Genomic DNA, 17,289 nt, shown 5'->3' on the forward strand with positions numbered 1-17,289 from the left:
AGCAAGCGACAGCCGATAGCTAGGCCCCAGTGCCCCGCACGATGCTGCGCAGCCGGGAGACCAGCCCGGCCAGCCGCGATTCCTGACCATGGTCGGTGGGTACGTAGTAGACGGCGTCTTCCAACCCGTCGGGGATGTAGCGCTGCTCCACCACTGCGCGGGGATCGTTGTGGGGATAGACGTAGCCGACGGCATTGCCCATCTTCTTCGCGGCCGCGTAGTGACTATCGCGCAGGTGCGCGGGAACCGGCGCCGACTTGCCGGCGGCAACGTCCTCTTGGGCCTTGTTGATCGCCGCGTACACCGCGTTCGACTTCGGCGCCGTCGCCAGGTGCACGGTGGCCTGGGCCAGCGGCAACCGGCCCTCGGGCATCCCAATGAAGCTGACGGCCTCGGCGGCGGACACAGCGACCTGCAGGGCTGTCGGATCCGCCATGCCGATGTCCTCCGAGGCGAGGATAACCAGCCGGCGGGCGATGAACCTCGGGTCCTCGCCGGCCTCGATCATCCGGGCCAGGTAATGCAACGCGGCGTCGACGTCCGAGCCGCGCATGGACTTGATGAAGGCGCTGACGATGTCGTAGTGCTGGTCACCGTCGCGGTCATAGCGCACGATGGCCCGGTTGACGTTCTCACGCACCGTCTCCACCGTGAGCGTCTCCCCCGGTTCGACGGCTTCCGCGGCGGCCTCCAGATAGGTCAGGCTGCGGCGGGCGTCTCCCCCGGCGAGTAGGACGATCTGGTCGATGGCGGCGTCATCGACCGCCACCTTTCCCGCCAGGCCGCGGTCGTCGGCGATGGCGCGGCGCAGCACCGACGCCACCTCCTCGGGGGCCAGCGACTCTAGCTGCAGCAGCAGCGAACGGCTCAGCAGCGGCGACACCACCGAGAACGCCGGATTCTCCGTGGTGGCCGCTACCAACAACACGATGCGGTTTTCCACCGCACCGAGCAACGCGTCCTGCTGCGACTTGGAGAAGCGGTGGACCTCGTCGATGAAGAGCACCGTTCGCTCATCCCGGGCAAGGTCGCGCCGGGCCTGGTCGATGACCTCGCGGACCTGCTTCACCCCGGAACTCAGCGCGGACAGGGCCACGAAGTTCTGCCCCATGGCGGAGGCGATGAGCGAGGCGATCGTCGTCTTTCCCGTGCCCGGCGGGCCGTAGAGGATAACCGAGGCCTCACCTGAGCCCTCGATGAGCCGACGCAGCGGCTTGCCCTCAGCAAGCAGGTGGCGCTGACCAGCCACTTCCGAAAGGTCCCGGGGCCGCATGCGGGCGGCCAGCGGGGCCGACGGGCCGGCCTGGAAGAACGCCGATCCCCTCGCCCCGGCGGGGGCCGACGAAGCGGGAGCGAATAAGCCGTCCTGCAGATCCTCACTCATGGTTAGGCCTCCGGATCCTGTGCCAGGCGCGCACTGACGATCCGGGCAAACTCAGCGACGCAGCCGTCGCCAGGTTCCGTGCCCAGCGCCGCGAACCGAGCCAGCGCGGAGAAGGTCTCGTACAGGTCCAGTCGCATCATCCGTTGCTCAGCGGAGAACTCCTTGTCCGCGGCGGGCAGCAACAGCTCCGAGGGCTCGCCGGCATCCTGGTCGTCGTCGCCGGCGTCGAGTGCCGCCGTGTCCAAGGCCGTGAGCGCCCCTGCCAGCGACCCGTAGTGCATGAGGGCCACCGAGGAACAGGCCCACCCCACCAAGGCGGCGAGGATGTTGCTGTGAAGATAGTCGGCCCGGGTGGCCGTCGGCCACACCGTACGGACCTCGTTGACCCAGCTGCGCAGGAAGACATCCGTTTCCTCGTCGGTGAGCGGCTGAGTGCCCAGGTACTGCGGGAAGCCGCCGATGACGCAGGCGAGATCAAAGGTCACGTCGCGGAAGTCCGCCCATTTATAGTCGAGGAACTTCACCCGCTGCGTGGCGATGATGTTGTCCGGCGACAGGTCAAAGGGTGTGAAGGCCCGCGCGCGGGTGGAGCTGAGCTTGCGCACTGCCCGGTCGGCCAGGGTGTGCACCGCCGCCGGGACTGCCACTCCTGAGCGCTGCAGGATGTCGGTGCCGAGGTCGATGGCCGGAACCAGGGAGCGATCGCGCAGGTCATAGGCCGCCTCAGCCTCCGGGTGGGCGGTGAGCATCCGACTCAGCAACACCCGGAAGTGCTCCTCGCGGCCGGCGGTGGCGGCGTGCATCCGCCCCAATGCAACTCCCAGGTCGCGGACGATCTGCCGGCGCGCCGTCGGGTCGGGGCGGCTGAGCAGCGATGCCAGGGTGTCACCGTCGCCGACGTCGGTGAGCACGATGAGCCGATCGGTGATGTCGTGGGCCAACAGCGTTGGCCCGGGCTGGTGCTGCGGAGCCAACGACGTGGTGAATTGGTAGGCGGCCACCTCGCGGCACAGGGTGGCATCGTCGAGGATGTCGCCGGTCTCCGGGACGTACTTCAGGATGACCGAGCGGTGCGGGAACAGCGGTTGGTTCGCCACCCGGATCCGGAACACTTCCGCCGACCCGGAGCCCGAGAGCCGCTCCGGCTCGCTGAGCCGTTGCACGCCGCCGAAGCGGTGGCGTAGGAGCCGCTCTGCTTTCGCGATGATCTCCGAGCTGCTCGGCACGACGATGATGGCCTCCTGGGTCGGTCGGCGGGGTGTTACTTCTTGGCCTTACCCGGCTTAGCGTCCACGCCGGTCTCGCGGCGCTGCGCCGCCGGGATCGGGGCGGGGGCGTCGGTCAGCGGGTCAACGCCGCCACCGGACTTCGGGAAGGCGATGACGTCGCGGATCGAGTCAAAACCGCCGAGCAGCGAGACGATGCGGTCCCAGCCGAAGGCGATGCCGCCGTGCGGCGGGGCGCCGTACTTCATCGCGTCGAGCAGGAAGCCGAACTTCTCCTGCGCCTCCTCGTCGCCGATGCCCATGACCTTGAACACCCGCTCCTGAACGTCCCGGCGGTGAATACGGATGGAACCGCCGCCGATTTCGTTGCCGTTGCACACGATGTCGTAGGCGAAGGCTGTTGCCTCCCCCGGGTTCTCGTCGAACGTATCGAGGTACTCCGGCTTCGGGGAGGTAAAGGCGTGGTGCACGGCGGTCCAGGAGGAGTTGCCGAGAGCAACGTCGCCCGAGGCGGTGGCGTCAGCCGCCGGCTCGAACAGCGGGGCGTCCACCACCCAGGTGAAGGCCCAATCGCCCTCCTTGATGAGGCCCAGCTTGCGGGCGATCTCACCGCGCGCCGCGCCGAGCAGCGCCCGGGCGGACTTGGTCTCGCCGGCGGCGAAGAAGATAGCGTCGCCCGGCTTCGCACCGACGTGGGCGGCGATGCCCTCGCGCTCCGCGTCGGTGATGTTCTTGGCCACCGGGCCGCCCAGGGTGCCATCCTCGGCGATGGTGATGTAGGCCAGGCCCTTGGCACCGCGCTGCTTCGCCCATTCCTGCCATGCGTCGAACTGACGGCGCGGCTGGGAGGCGCCGCCCTCCATGACGACGGCGCCGACGTACTCGTTCTGGAACACCCGGAAGGTGGTGTCCTTGAAGAACTCGGTGCACTCCGTGATTTCGATGTCGAAGCGCAGGTCCGGCTTGTCCGAACCGTACTTCTTCATCGCCTCCGCGTAGGTCATCCGCGGGATCGGGGTGGTGATCTCGTAGCCGATGAGCTTCCACAACTCGACGAGGATCTCCTCGGCCAGGGCGATGATGTCGTCCTGGTCAACGAAGCTCATCTCCACGTCCAGCTGGGTGAACTCCGGCTGACGGTCGGCGCGGAAGTCCTCATCGCGATAACAGCGGGCGATCTGGTAGTAGCGTTCCATGCCGCCCACCATGAGCAGCTGCTTGAACAGCTGCGGCGACTGCGGCAGCGCGTACCACGAACCGGGCTTGAGGCGCGCGGGGACGAGGAAGTCGCGCGCACCCTCGGGGGTGGAGCGGGTCAGCGTCGGGGTTTCGATCTCGGCAAAGTCGTGCCCGTCGAGTACCTTGCGGGCGGCGCGGTTGGCCGCCGAGCGCAACCGCAGGGCCTTGGCCTGGCGCTCGCGGCGCAAGTCCAGGTAGCGGTACTTCAGGCGGGTCTCCTCGCCCACCTCCTGCGACGAGGCGTCTTCCACCTGGAACGGCAGGGCGGCGGACTCGTTGAGAACGGTGAGCTCGGAAACGTTGACCTCGATCTCGCCGGAAGCGAGGTTCGGGTTGGTGGAGCCCTCCGGGCGGCGTTCGACGACGCCGGTGACCTGCACGCAGTACTCGCTGCGCAGGTCGTGGGCCTGCTCGGCGACGTCGGACTCGCGGAAGACGACCTGGGCGAGGCCGGAGCGGTCACGCAGGTCGATGAAGATCACGCCGCCATGGTCGCGACGGCGAGCAACCCACCCGACGAGGGTGACAGTCTGTCCGGCCAGTTCAGTGCGGAGTTCGCCCGCGAGGTGTGTTCGAAGCACGATAGAGATTCGTCCTTTACCAAGAGTGATCGGTAGTGATGTTCCCGGGTAATTCTACCCTGCTGCACCAACCGATGACCGGCGGGGCTTATGGTTGAATGTTGACATGACGTTCAAGGACAACGCGCAACTTGATACCAGCCATGCTCGAGGCTCCGGTAAGGGTAAGGGAATTGTCCTCGCAGGTGGCGGCGGCATCGGCACTCTGCTGCTCGTCGGCCTCTATCTCCTCATGGGTGGCAGCCCCCAGGGCGCCGGCGACATCCTCATGAGCAACCAGGGCACCTGGCAGGATGAGACCGCCTCCGGGGAGACTAGCTTCGAGCATTGCCAGACCGGAGCCGACGCTATGGAGCACGCGGACTGTTTGCTCATTGGCGCCGGTAACTTCACCGATAAGTTCTGGACGGAGACCCTGCCTGTTCAATTCGGCGCAGAGTACACCCGCCCCTATCAGGTGATCTTCCAAGGTTCAACTAATTCCGGCTGCGGCCAGGCGACGTCGGCGACTGGGCCTTTCTATTGTTCCGCGGATACCACCTCTTACTACGACACGTCGTTCTTCTCCCAGCTTGAGCAGCTGGGCGGGTCCGCCGCCCCGCTGGCGCAGATGTACATCGTCGCCCACGAAATCGGCCACCACGTGCAAACCATCGAGGGAACCATCGGACAGATCGACTACAACGATCCGGGACCGGAGTCCATGGCCGTGAAGATGGAGCTGCAGGCGGACTGTTACGCGGGCATGGCACTAAGCTCCGCCGACGACGGCGAGAACGCCATGCTTGAACCGATCACCCCCGAGCAGGTTCAGGCAGCCATCGACACAGCCCGCGCCGTCGGCGACGACAACATCCAGCGGTACTCCGGCCAGGGCGTGCGCCCCGACGCGTGGACCCACGGTTCCTCCGAGCAGCGCCAGGAAGCCTTCCTCACAGGCTACGAAAAGCAGTCCATGGCGGCCTGCGACTACCCCGGATTCGGCCACTACCGGGGCTAATCCGGCGTGCTCAGGCCGAGACGTTGGCGTTCGGCGGCGATGATTTGCTCTGCCAGCGCCCGCTCGGACACGTCGACGGCGTCGGGAACCTCGGCGGCAGCCGAATCTCGCGCGTAGGCGTCGAAGATCGCCTGCTTCTGGCTGAGTACGTCCATCATTCGCTCATCGACGGTCTCCACTCCGACGATGCGGTGCACGAGCACCGTCGACGTCTGGCCCATGCGGTGCGCACGCGCCACAGCCTGCGCCTCGATGGATGGCTTGACCTGCGGCTCGGCGAGAATGACGACGCTCGCCGCCTGGATGTTCAGTCCCGTACCGGCCGCCCCAATCTGCGCAAGCAACACCGAGCCGCCCGGCGCGGAGGCGAGCTCGTCGACGAGCAGCTGCCGCTTCGCGGGTGCCAGCGCACCCGTGATCGAGCCGATGACACAGCTGCCGAGGAGGCCTTCCAGGCGTTCGAGGACGGGCAGGAAATAGGAGAAGATGACGACCTTGCGCCCGTTGTCTGCGGCCTCAGCGACGATGTCTGCGATGCGCCGGGCCTTCGCCGGAACACCGTGGGGTGTGGTCAGCGCGGCGCGGCGCATGGCCATCCAGTTGCTGTCCGCTACCGCGTCGCGATAATGCTCCTGGTCCGCCGCGTTGAGCTCCACGAAGTCCAGGTGGGCGTTCATCTCCGGGAGTTCATCGAGGACATCCGCCTGGTTGCGGCGGAGATACGCCGGTGCGATCCGCTGGCGAAACAGCGTCGCCGGCATGGTGGATTCCTCTTCGGAGATCAGTGCGGGATTGAGGTAGCGGATCAGCGTGACGAACTCGTGGACGCGGTTCTCGATGGGCGTACCGGTGAGCAGAATCGCGCTCCCGGCGCGTCCGAGGATCTCCTGCACCGCCACCGAGCGACGAGCCTGTGGGTTTTTCACCATGTGAGCTTCGTCGACGATGACGTATTCGGGGGCGCCGACGAGGTGGTGCATGGCACGGGCACCGTCGAAGGTCATGATGCAGTAACCGCCTTCGCTGCGCCAGGCGCCGACGATGTCCTCTTTGCCTGTGCCGTGGGCGAGGAATACCGGCAGCTGTGTGAAGGCCTCGGCCTCGCGGACCCAGTTGATGGTGACTGCGGCGGGGCAGATGACGAGGATGCGGGTGCGCTCGATGCCGTCGACGGCGGCGATGTGGGCGCTCGCGGCGAGTGCCTGGATGGTTTTGCCCAAGCCCATCTCGTCGCCGAGGAGTACCTTGCCTTGGACGACGGCGAAACGTGCGCCGAAGGACTGGTAGCCGCGCAGGCGCAGCCGGGGTTTGAGCAGCGAGGTGTCCAGCTTGAGCGCGCGGATTTTCTCCAGCGTCGGTGTGTCGAGGTCCGTGGACTCGCCGCCGGAGAATCCCAGCAGTTCGGCGAGCAGGGCCTGGTAGTCGGCCGGGCGGGAGCGGTAGTCCTCCCATAGTTCGTCGTCGGAGCGCCGGTGCCGCGCACCTCGGGCGTCGAGCACCGTGGGGTTGGCGCCGGCCCAGGCCAGGTCGTCGAGGAATTGGCTGACCGGTGCCGGACTGGAGGCAGCGATGAGCCAGACGGCTCCGTCAGCGATAGGGGAAGCGCGCAGCCCCACGGCGGTGAGGTCTGCGAACTCGGTGGCGTAGGCGTGGATCCGGTTGCGTCGGGCGATCTGCTCGTCGTCGAGGCGCACGGAGTGTTCGTACTGGGTGAGGACGCTGAGCAGGGCGAGTGCCGGTCGGCACCGGGTGTCTCCGATGCTCTTGCCTCCCCCGCTGGCGGCCGCCGCCTCGGCGAGCATAGTTTCGGCGGCGGCTTTCAACCGGGTGGCGCTGCGCTCGCCGACGCCGCGCGCCCTCATGAGGGTGTGTTCGCGGGCGTCGAGGACGTCGAGGACGCTGGTGATATTGATCTCGGCGAGGCCTTCGGTGCGCAGTCTGTCGGCCGTCACCTCCCGCAGGCGTTCTACCTCCATGGCGGCGAGCAAAGTTCGGCCGCGGCGACGGGTCAGCTGGTTGAGGTGCTCGGTGGCTTGGTCGCGCAGGGCTTCCAGGGACAGGGGGTTGCTGCGGGTGCGTCGCGCGTTGTCGAGGATGGTCGCCGCTTGGGTCACCTTCGCCGGGTCGAGGGGTTCGAGGTGGGACAAGGTGGAACCGAGCACGATACGAATTGCCTGCTGCGCTACCCGGCGCTGCTCGGCCGACAGGACACCATCGGTGGCGAACACATCGACGCCGTGGCGGGCGGCCTCCTGCGCCTTGTCCAGCCGGGCGATAATGGGGGCGACGGCGTCGTCGATCTGCGCGCGCTCGACGGTGCGCACCGCGCTCTCTAGCCGGCGGGCGGCCACTTGGCCGTCGGCGACCCGGGAGCCGGCGCCCAGGAGCCGGGCGAAAAACGACGGTGCCGCCGGCTTGGATTCGTTGATGAGTTGGGTGAGGTCGGCGGGTTCGATGTGGGCGGTGCGTCCGTCAAGCTTCTTCAACATTTTCCTGGCGGTCTTCACCTCGCGACTGGCGAAGAAGTCCTCCGGCCAGAGGATGTCTCGCTGGTCGATCACCGTGAACGTGCCGAGCTTATCGCTCACCCGCGAGATGCCGTCGATCCGCGGCAAGCCCGGCGCGGTGGCAATGCGCTCGATGCGGGTAGTGAGGTTCCCGACGGTCTTAAGCTGCTGGACGGCCCTTTCGGCCTGGTGGTGAAGGGTAGCTAGTTCCTGACGGCTGAAATCGCTCACTCATCGTATTTTGCCCGATGCATTCCGTAGTCTGGGGCTTATGACCACCCACGGTTGCACCCACCGCCCGGATGTCACCCCGGCGACGCGGTTCCTTGCCGCGTTTAATTCCATTGAGCAGTACTTACGATCCGCAATGTCGGCCAAGGACAATGGGAGTATCGGGGCCATCGCCCACCAGGCAGAGAAGGCAGGGTTGCTGTCCCCGCAGCAGAATGCGGACTTCCAGGAGTATCGGGAGCTTCGCAATGCCATTACGCATGGCGAGTACCGGGATTTCCGGCCGATCGCGGATCCGCGAGAGGATGTCATCGCCGAAATCGAGCGCTTGGCTCACGACATCATTAACCAGCCGGAGCTCCACGCGGCAGCCCGCTTAGACAGCCTCCCGCGGCAAATCGTCCGCGTGTTTCACCCGGATGACTCGGCCAGCGAGGTGTTGGACGTGGTACGCACGTCCGGCATCTCCCAGTTCCCCATCTATGAGCGCAAAACCTACGTTGGGCTGTTGACGACGGATGCGATCGCCAAGTGGGTGTCCGTGGACTATCGAGACGACGGCCGGCTGGACGCGAGGACCGTCAGTGACATCCTTGATTACGCCGGGGACGCGGATTGGGCGGTGTTTCTCCCCCGGAGCGCGAGCCTGTCGGATGCACTGGCGGCGTTGACGACGTCGTGGGGTGCGCAGCTTCCCCGCGCGGTGATTGCGACGCAGGATGGGCGCCGCAATCAGCGCCCCGTGCGGGTGATCAGCGGTGCCGACATCGCGCTGCTCATGATGGCGGTGAATAGCCACCGCCGCTAGTTGTTGACACGTCACATAGGTTTGTGCCATACTGACTCCATCAACGAAAACCCTCACTATTAGGAGACCTCATGCAGTTCGGCATCTTCTCCATCGGAGACGTCACTCCCGATCCGACGACCGGCACCACCCCCACCGAAGCCGAGCGGATCCAGGCTATGACCGCCATCGCCCTCAAGGCCGAGGAGGTGGGACTCGACGTCTTCGCCACCGGCGAACACCACAACCCGCCCTTCGTCCCCTCGTCTCCCACCACGCACCTGGGCTACATCGCGGCGAAGACCGAGAAACTCAAGCTCTCCACCGCCACCACCCTCATCACCACCAACGACCCGGTGAAGATCGCCGAGGATTACGCCTTCCTCCAGCACCTCTCCGGCGGGCGCGTGGATCTCATGATGGGTCGCGGCAACACCGGCCCGGTTTACCCGTGGTTCGGCAAGGACATCCGCCAGGGCATCCCGCTAGCCATCGAAAACTACCACCTGCTGCGCCGGCTGTGGCGCGACAAGGTAGTCAATTGGCAGGGCAAGTTCCGCACCCCGCTTCAGGGCTACACCTCCACTCCGTGGCCGCTCGACGACGTAGCCCCCTTCGTCTGGCACGGTTCCATCCGCTCCGTAGAGATCGCCGAGCAGGCCGCCTTCTACGGTGACGGCTTCTTCCACAACAACATCTTCTGGAACAAGGAGCACACGGCGAAGATGGTCAACATCTACCGCCGCCGCTTCGAAAAGTACGGGCACGGCCAGGCCGATCAGGCCATTGTCGGACTCGGCGGCCAATTCTACGTCGCCGACACCGAGGAACAGGCCAAGAAGGAATTCCGCCCCTACTTCGATAACGCCCCCGTCTACGGCCACGGCCCGAGCCTGGAAGACTTCACGGAGATGACCCCGCTCACCGTCGGCACCGCCGAGCAGGTCATCGAGCGCACCCTCTCCTTCGCCGACTGGGTGGGCGACTACCAGCGCCAGCTCTTCCTCATCGACCACGCCGGCCTCCCGCTTGAAGTGGTGCTCAACCAGATTGAGATCCTCGGCCGGGATATCGTCCCTGAGCTGCGTCGACGCATGGAAGCCCGGCGTCCCGACCACGTGCCCAGCGATCCGCCGACCCACGCCTCGCTCGTCGCCGCCCGCGCGGACAACCCGAATCACCCGCACTTCCTGGTCGCCCCCGGCCAGGCCGACGCCTAAGGGGCCGCACCCATGTCCCGCACCCTTGTTGCCATCACCGCCGGCCTGTCGACCCCCTCGACCTCCCGGCAGATCTCCGACACCATCGTGGACGCGGTGACCAGTGCCGTCACTGCCCGCGGTGAAGGGCTCGACGTCACCACCATCGAGGTCCGCGAGCTCATCAACGACCTCGCACAGGTGTTCACCACCGGCATCCCTAGCCCGCGGCTCGACGAAGTCAAGCGCACCATCTCCGACGCTGACGGCGTCGTCGTTGTCACTCCCATCTTCAAGGCCAACTACTCCGGCCTGCTCAAGATGTTCTTCGACGCGCTCGACCAGGATGCCCTCAACGGCATGCCGACGATTATCGCCGCCACCGCCGGCACCGCCCGGCACTCCCTGGCCACAGAGTACGGGCTGCGCCCGTTGCTCACCTACATGCGTGCCGTCGTCGTACCGACGTCGCTCTTCGCCGCCACCGATGACTTCGGTGGGGCGGAAGGCGCCGAGTTCGAGCACCGCGTCGCCCGCGCCGCAGGCGAGCTCGCCACCCTCATGGTCGATGCCGGCAGCTACTCCCCCGGCTTCGGCGGCGCCACGGTGGAGGCTGAGCGTCGGCCCCGCCGCTCCGGCGTCGACCTCGACGAGCCGGTGACCTCCTTCGCCGACCTGCTCAAGCACTACGGCGGATAGCCGTGGCCGGCATCCGCCGGCCACGAGGCAACGGACGGCCACGGGGCAAACGACAGCCACGAAAAGTGAGCTACGCGGTGACCGTGAGGCCCTCGCGAGCGACCGACAGCTCACCGCTGAAGGTCGCTGCGGCCCGCTCCCGCGAGGCCTCCCCATCCCCCGGATGAGCGAAGTGCGTCAAGACTAGGTGCTTGACACCAACCTCAGTGGCGATCTCTCCCGCCAGCCGCGGAGTGAGGTGACCATGGGCCGCCATGGCCCGCTCGGTCTCCTCATTGGACTCCAAGTAGGTGGCCTCACTGACGAACACGTCAGCTTCGGCAGCCGCGGCACGAAGGCCGGGACAGTCACCCGTATCCGAGCTCCACACCAAGGACTTGCCATCACGCTCAAAGCGCAGGCTAGCCGAGGTAACCGCATGGCGCGCCGCAAAGGTCACCAGCTCCGTACTGTCAATCTCGTAGCGGGTATCCCCATCAATCGCCATCTCTCGAATGTCGAAGGCTTGATCGATGGGGCTGACCATCGTCGGCAGCGTCGGGATCCCATACAGCGTGTCAAAGGCCTCCAGGCGATGCCGTTCCCCTGCCGGGATGTACAGCGGAATCCGCGGCAGAACGTCCGGGAAGGTCCACCGGTAAGCCCACGCCATAATGTCCAGCGAGTGGTCCGCGTGCAGGTGCGTCAGCACAATGCCGCGCAGCTCATCGAGAGCGTGCTCCTTATAGAAGGTCAGCAGCGAGCCCGGGCCGGCGTCCACGAGGATGACGCCCGTCTCGCCGCTCACCAGGTAGGACGAGGCAGAACCGTGCGCGCTCGGGGCCGTCGCGCCGGCACCCAGCACACTCAGTGAGAAATTCTCAGCCATGCTTCCGCCCGCCTAACCGCGCCCGATGAGGGCAGCCTTGCCGAGGCGGAAGCCCAGGGACACGACGTCGCCCTCCTCGATCGGGTCCTCCGAATTGACCTGGAAATCCTCGTGCGGGGTACGCACCACGGCCAGGAAACGGCCGCCGGCGTACTCGACGGACTTCACCGTTCCCTCGATCGCGTGCGCAGTACCCATCGGCACCAGCTCCAGCGACGTCGCCCGTACCAGCAGCTGCGGGTCTCGGTCGTCGTTGATGCGTTCAAAGGTGGACACCGGTGCGGTCCACGTGCCACCCAGGATGCTCACGGTGTCGCCCTCGACGACGGCGTCCAGCAGCGTGGCATTGGCCAGGAAGTCCGCGACGAAGGTGTTGATTGGGCGGTTCCACAGATCATCCGGGGTGCCGTACTGCACCATGGCACCGTCGCGAAGGATGGCGATGTGCGTGGCCAGCGATAGGGCTTCGTGCTGATCGTGAGTGACGATGAGCGTGCCGCACCCGGCCTGGGCCAGCATGGTCGCCAGCTCGCGGCGAAGATCGCCACGCAGCTGCGGATCGAGGGCCGCCAACGGCTCGTCGAGCAGCAGAATGTCCGGCTCGATGGCCAACGCGCGGCCCAACGCCACGCGCTGACGCTGGCCACCAGAGAGCTGACCGGGCTTACGCTCGGCGAAGGCAGTCAACTGAGTCAGCTCCAGCACAGACTTGACCTTGGCCTCGATCTGATCGGCGGGGACCTTGCGGGCACGCAGGCCGTAGCCGATGTTCGACGCGACGGTCATGTGCGGGAAGCAGGCGTAGGACTGCGGGACCAGGCCGATATTGCGCTTGGCCGGCGACTCGTACGTGATGTCCCGACCCGCCAAGGTGATCTGGCCCTCGGCGACGTGGTTAAGCCCCGCCACCGCCTTGAGCGTGGTGGATTTGCCGCAGCCCGACGGGCCGATGACCGCAGTGGTCTCTCCGGGGGCGACTGCCATAGAGATGTTGGACACGGCGACCTTCTCGCCGTACTTGACCGCAACGTTATCGACGCGCAGCCCTTGCGTGTGTGCAGTAGTCATGATTAGTCGTTTCCTCGGTTCGAGACTCGGGTGCGCGCCCACACCACAGCGGCCAGAACCGGGATGGTGAAGGCGATGAAGATGCAGCTCATCGCGGACGCAATTTCGAGGCGCTGCGTGGAGTAGGCGTCAAACAAGGCGAAAGGCGCCATGGGCGTGGCCGGCGGATTGATGAAGAAGGAAATGTTGAATTCGCCGAAACTGATCGCAAAAACCATGGTGATGGCCTGCAGCACAGACACGTTCACCCACGGGATGGTGATGGTGGTGATCACCCGGTACCACGACGCCCCGAGCGAACGGGCCACCTCCTGCGCCTCGCGGAGCTTCGTGTCGGCCAGCGACGGCATGAGGGCGCTCATCGTGAACGGCATGGTGAAGATGAGGTGACCGCAGATGAGCAGCACACCGCTGGGGCGCAGCCCGGCGAAGGTACCGATGAGCGAGATCGACAAAGCGATACCTGGAATGGCCAACGGGATGTTGACCGCGCTGGTCAAAGCGTTCTTCAGCCACCCGGGAAGATTCGGGGCATACCACGCAAACGGCCCCACGATAAGGAGGTTGAGCGCGACGACCAACATCGCGACCAGGAAGGATCGCAGGATCATCGGCCCGATCTTCATCCAGCCGAGAATGAACCAGTCCAGGGTGATCCCCTTGCCCCAGGGACCTTGCGAGAAGTCGATGGACGTCGCCGCCACGAGGGTGGCCAGGACCGGCAGGACGATGAACACGAGCATGATCCAGCTGAGGATCCGGCCAACAGTGAGATGGTCGAAGGACGATCCTGCCTTCTTAGCGTCGCTCCCGCCCGGGGCCTGCTTCGGTGTGGCCGCCCCGCCCGGGGCGACCACCATGGCGGATTGTACAGGTGCAGAACTCATGGCTTAGCCCATCTTCCTTTCCACCAGGTGTGCGCACAGCTTGCCGGCGGCGAGAGCGCCGATGGCCAGCAACGCGAGGACCACGGCAAATGCCGAGGAGGTGGCAATGTAGTAGCCGTTGTTGAGGGCGTCGACGACGTCGAGCGGCAACAGCCGGATACCTTCTGATAGCGCGGCGACGGTGCCGTAGCCACCGAGCGCGACGGCCGCGGCGGTACCGGACACCTCGATCGCGGCCGGCAGGATCAGCGGCAGCGTGACGGTGAAGAACACCCGTGCCTTAGATGCACCCAGAGAATGCGCCGTGTCCTCCAACTCCGGATCGATGAGATCTGCCGCGCCGCGCAAAGGCGACACGATGCGCGGAATGGAGAAGTAAATGTAGGCAATCATCAGCCCCAGGTAGCCGAACGCGGCGCCCTTGAGGAAGGGAATGACCTCCCCCAGCAGGCCCGTGCGGCCGGTGAGCACGATGGCGAAGAAGCCGATGATGATGCCCGGAAGGGTGATCGGGAAGGTAATGAGCGCGTCGGTGTACTTCGTCGACGTACCCGTCCGGGCTTTCTTCGCCAGGTAGAGCACGGTCGGGATGGACGCCACCAAGGTGATGATGACGGATCCCAGACCGATAATCAGCGAGTTGATGATCGACTTGGTCAATCGTTCGGAGCCCACGAACTCTCCGTAGTATTGCAACGTCGGTCCCGGGTTCTCATACGCTCCCACCTCCCCAAGCCCGAAGGAGGTAGCAATGAGCACGATCACCGGATAGATGCCGAAGATCAACACGATCAACAGGGTCGGCGCTACAAGCAGCAGTCCCGACGACGATTTTTTGGAAGCCATGTCAGGCCTTGTCTCGGTGAGCTAGGCGCGGGGAGCGGCTAGCTCATCTCCTTACGGTAGCGGGCGTTGAAGTCCTGCTGAACCTCGCCCTGCTTGAGGTAGTCGATGGTCACGGCGCGCTCGTAATCAGCATCGGGGAGGAAGGAGTCCTTGACCTGATCCGGGATGCTGCCCACCGCCGGGCCCATAAAGCCCTCGGCGAAGAGGGCCTGCCCCTCCTCCGTGAAGTAGAAGTCCAGGAGCTTCTTGCCGTTTTCCTCGTGCGGCGCGCCATTGACCAGGCCGACAACGTAAGGGATCCGCAGGGAGCCTTCCTCCGGGATGACGAGGGTGACGTTGGCGCCTTCGTCCTTGAGCTGGTAGCCGTTGAAGTCGGCGTCAATGAGGATGGGGATCTCGCCCTGGGCGACCTTGGCCGTCGCGGTCTGCGCGGAGATGATCGCCCCGTTGTCCTTGAGCTTCTTGAGGTACTCGAAGCCCGGATCCCAGTTGTCGAGGTCACCGCCCATGGCGATGTTCGCGGCGGTGGCGACCGAGTAGCCGACGGCCGCCTGGGTCGGGTCAAGGAAGCCGACCTTGCCTGCGTACTCGGGCTTGAGCAGGTCCGCCCACGACTTCGGCACCGGAGCCCCGTCCAAGTGATCCTCGTTGACGATGAACGCGACGGTGCCAGCGTGAACCGTCGTCCAATTGCCGTCCGGATCCTTGAGGTTCGGATCCACTTCTTCCGTGCCAGCCGGCTTGTAGGGCTGCAGCACTCCCGCGTTCTCCAGCTGCTCAGCGAAGGCGATGCCCACGTAGGCGACGTCCGCGACCGGGGAGGACTTCTCCGCTTGCAGGGCGGCCAGGGTCTGGCCGGAGTTCTTCGGATCGTTGGGGGCCGCGATGCCGGTCTCGGCCTCGAACGCGTCGAGCACCTTGCCGTAGTTGCCCCACTTTTCCGGAGTGTTGTACGTGATGACGATGTTATCGCCAGCAGCCTCGGAGCCAGCACCACCCGCGGCGCTATCCAGCGCACCGGTGTTTCCGCAGCTGACAAGGAACAGGCTCGTGCTCACAAGCACCGCAGCCCGGGTGAAGAAGTTGGCACCATTTTTCATGGTTCTACCTCGATTTTTAGGAGATCGTATACAGCAGCGATAACGCTATTGACCCTCGTGAAACGAACGGTTACTTATCCTTAGCCGGACAGTTAAACCACCATGAATATTGCCGTCGGTCAGGCCGGCCACGAGCACGCACGCAAGCACGATCGGAACGCCACCCTCGCCTCTGTAGACTCATAAAGAAATGCATCAGACCGGATCAATCCACGACCACAGCGAGGTGAACCATTCATGACTATTAGCGCCGTCGATATGTTCAGTATCGGAATTGGCCCGTCGTCCTCCCACACCGTCGGCCCCATGCGCGCCGCCGAGGCGTTCATGGCCGAACTCGGCGAACGCCGCCCGGACGCCGCCCTCATCCGCGTGGAATTCCGTGGCTCTCTTGCCGCCACCGGCCGCGGGCACGGCACGGACCGGGCAACGCTGCTCGGCCTCGTGGGATGGACACCGACGACCGTCACCCCGGACGTCGCCCCCTACTACGGCACCCCGATTGCCCCGATGGGCACCATCACCGGCCCGAGCGGGACGGTCAATTACGAGCTGATCTTCGACTTCTCCCCCGTCCCCGAGCACCCCAACTGCGTGATCTTCTCCGCCCTGGACGCCGAGGGCGCCTACCTCATTCAAGACAGCGAGTACTTTTCCGTCGGCGGCGGCTTCATCCTCTCCCGCCGCGAGATCGACGCCCAGCTCGCCGCCACGAAGGCTGACGACGCCCCGCTGGGCATGGCCGCGGCGGCGCACACCGAAGAGACCATGCCGTACCCCTTCAGGACGTGGTCGGAACTGCTCGCGTATTGCACGTCCTCGAAGCAGCGCATCGCCGACGTCATGCTCGCCAACGAGGCGGCGATTCACGGCACCACGGACTACACCCTCGCCCATCTCGATGCCGTGTGGGCCGCCATGCAGGACTGCGTCGCCGCCGGGCTGGACACGGACGGCATCCTCCCGGGTGGGCTGCAGGTGCAGCGACGCGCCCCGGATTTGCTCAACCAGCTGAAAAACCGTGGACAGGAGGCGCATGACGACGCCCTCTACGCCATGGACTGGATCAACCTTTACGCCCTGGCGGTCAACGAGCAGAACGCCGGCGGCGGACGGGTAGTCACCGCCCCCACCAATGGTGCCGCCGGGATCATCCCGGCAGTGATGCACTACGCCAAAGATTTCCTCGCCGGGTTCGACGATACGAAAGCCCGCCGCTTCCTGCTCACCGCCGCCGCCATCGGCATCATCATCAAGGAATCCGCGTCTATTTCCGGGGCGGAGGTGGGCTGCCAGGGTGAGGTCGGATCCGCCTCGGCGATGGCCGCCGCCGGGCTGTGCGCACTCATGGGCGGCACGACCGCGCAGGTGGGCAACGCCGCCGAGATCGCACTCGAACACAATCTGGGGCTGACGTGCGACCCGGTCGGCGGCCTCGTGCAGATCCCGTGCATCGAGCGCAACGCCATCGGCGGTGTCAAGGCTGTCAACGCCGCCCGCCTCGCTCTCTACGGCACGGGCGTGCACCGGGTCTCGCTCGACGACGCCGTGGCCACCATGGCCGAGACCGGCCGGGACATGCTCACCAAGTACAAGGAAACCTCCATGGGCGGGTTGGCGATCCGCCTCGGGTTCCCCGTGTCCCAGACCGAATGCTAGCCGGGGGA

At 65.7% G+C, this 17,289-nt stretch carries 14 protein-coding genes; 5 read left to right on the forward strand and 9 right to left on the reverse strand.

Annotation, left to right across the window (positions count from 1 at the left end):
- Positions 1-19: 19 nt before the first annotated feature.
- From CUTER_RS05975 to aspS, 3 genes are read right to left on the reverse strand one after another with little or no spacing between them, the layout of a single operon-like run.
- Positions 20-1,384 carry a replication-associated recombination protein A gene (locus tag CUTER_RS05975; protein ID WP_047259666.1) on the reverse strand — a complete coding sequence of 455 codons (1,365 nt, stop codon included), beginning with the start codon at positions 1,382-1,384 and terminating at the stop codon, positions 20-22.
- Between the two features lie 2 nt (positions 1,385-1,386).
- Entirely contained in the window at positions 1,387-2,610 is a 1,224-nt protein-coding gene (locus CUTER_RS05980) for a phosphotransferase family protein (RefSeq protein WP_047259667.1), read from the reverse strand.
- 35 nt (positions 2,611-2,645) lie between these two features.
- Complete coding sequence (gene aspS, locus CUTER_RS05985; protein WP_047259668.1) at positions 2,646-4,430, reverse strand: aspartate--tRNA ligase; 1,785 nt, start codon at positions 4,428-4,430, stop codon at positions 2,646-2,648.
- A gap of 106 nt (positions 4,431-4,536) precedes the next feature.
- Here aspS and ypfJ point away from each other — a divergent pair, with 106 nt between their 5' ends.
- Positions 4,537-5,430 carry a KPN_02809 family neutral zinc metallopeptidase gene (gene ypfJ / locus CUTER_RS05990; protein ID WP_047259669.1) on the forward strand — a complete coding sequence of 298 codons (894 nt, stop codon included), beginning with the start codon at positions 4,537-4,539 and terminating at the stop codon, positions 5,428-5,430.
- Here ypfJ and CUTER_RS05995 read toward each other — a convergent pair.
- Positions 5,427-8,168: a DEAD/DEAH box helicase gene (locus tag CUTER_RS05995; protein WP_236684680.1), complete on the reverse strand. Its 2,742-nt coding sequence runs from the start codon at positions 8,166-8,168 to the stop codon at positions 5,427-5,429. The genes ypfJ and CUTER_RS05995 overlap by 4 nt on opposite strands.
- Before the next feature lie 40 nt (positions 8,169-8,208).
- On the opposite strand from CUTER_RS05995, the gene CUTER_RS06000 reads away from it, so the two are divergent.
- The 3 genes from CUTER_RS06000 to CUTER_RS06010 all read left to right on the forward strand — a co-directional run bounded on the left by CUTER_RS06000 (position 8,209) and on the right by CUTER_RS06010 (position 10,853).
- Positions 8,209-8,976 (forward strand): CBS domain-containing protein, encoded by a 768-nt coding sequence (locus CUTER_RS06000; RefSeq protein WP_047259670.1) that lies wholly within the window; start codon positions 8,209-8,211, stop codon positions 8,974-8,976.
- 71 nt (positions 8,977-9,047) lie between these two features.
- Positions 9,048-10,175, forward strand: coding sequence for an LLM class flavin-dependent oxidoreductase (locus CUTER_RS06005; protein WP_047259671.1), 1,128 nt, complete (start codon positions 9,048-9,050; stop codon positions 10,173-10,175).
- Between the two features lie 12 nt (positions 10,176-10,187).
- Positions 10,188-10,853, forward strand: coding sequence for an FMN reductase (locus CUTER_RS06010; RefSeq protein ID WP_047259672.1), 666 nt, complete (start codon positions 10,188-10,190; stop codon positions 10,851-10,853).
- A gap of 70 nt (positions 10,854-10,923) precedes the next feature.
- Here CUTER_RS06010 and CUTER_RS06015 read toward each other — a convergent pair whose 3' ends face one another.
- From CUTER_RS06015 to CUTER_RS06035, 5 genes are read right to left on the reverse strand one after another with little or no spacing between them, the layout of a single operon-like run.
- Positions 10,924-11,721, reverse strand: coding sequence for an MBL fold metallo-hydrolase (locus tag CUTER_RS06015; protein WP_047259673.1), 798 nt, complete (start codon positions 11,719-11,721; stop codon positions 10,924-10,926).
- 12 nt (positions 11,722-11,733) lie between these two features.
- Positions 11,734-12,789, reverse strand: a complete 1,056-nt coding sequence (locus tag CUTER_RS06020) for an ABC transporter ATP-binding protein (protein WP_047259674.1) — start codon at positions 12,787-12,789, stop codon at positions 11,734-11,736.
- A gap of 2 nt (positions 12,790-12,791) precedes the next feature.
- Positions 12,792-13,676 carry an ABC transporter permease gene (locus CUTER_RS06025; protein ID WP_201775027.1) on the reverse strand — a complete coding sequence of 295 codons (885 nt, stop codon included), beginning with the start codon at positions 13,674-13,676 and terminating at the stop codon, positions 12,792-12,794.
- A gap of 3 nt (positions 13,677-13,679) precedes the next feature.
- Positions 13,680-14,522: an ABC transporter permease gene (locus tag CUTER_RS06030; RefSeq protein WP_047259675.1), complete on the reverse strand. Its 843-nt coding sequence runs from the start codon at positions 14,520-14,522 to the stop codon at positions 13,680-13,682.
- A 38-nt stretch (positions 14,523-14,560) separates the two neighbouring features.
- On the reverse strand, positions 14,561-15,622 hold the full coding sequence (locus CUTER_RS06035; protein ID WP_047259676.1) for an extracellular solute-binding protein: 1,062 nt from the start codon (positions 15,620-15,622) through the stop codon (positions 14,561-14,563).
- 237 nt (positions 15,623-15,859) lie between these two features.
- Here CUTER_RS06035 and CUTER_RS06040 point away from each other — a divergent pair, with 237 nt between their 5' ends.
- Positions 15,860-17,281, forward strand: a complete 1,422-nt coding sequence (locus CUTER_RS06040; RefSeq protein ID WP_047259677.1) for an L-serine ammonia-lyase — start codon at positions 15,860-15,862, stop codon at positions 17,279-17,281.
- Positions 17,282-17,289: the final 8 nt, after the last annotated feature.

Source organism: Corynebacterium uterequi, from assembly GCF_001021065.1.
Taxonomy (GTDB): domain Bacteria; phylum Actinomycetota; class Actinomycetes; order Mycobacteriales; family Mycobacteriaceae; genus Corynebacterium; species Corynebacterium uterequi.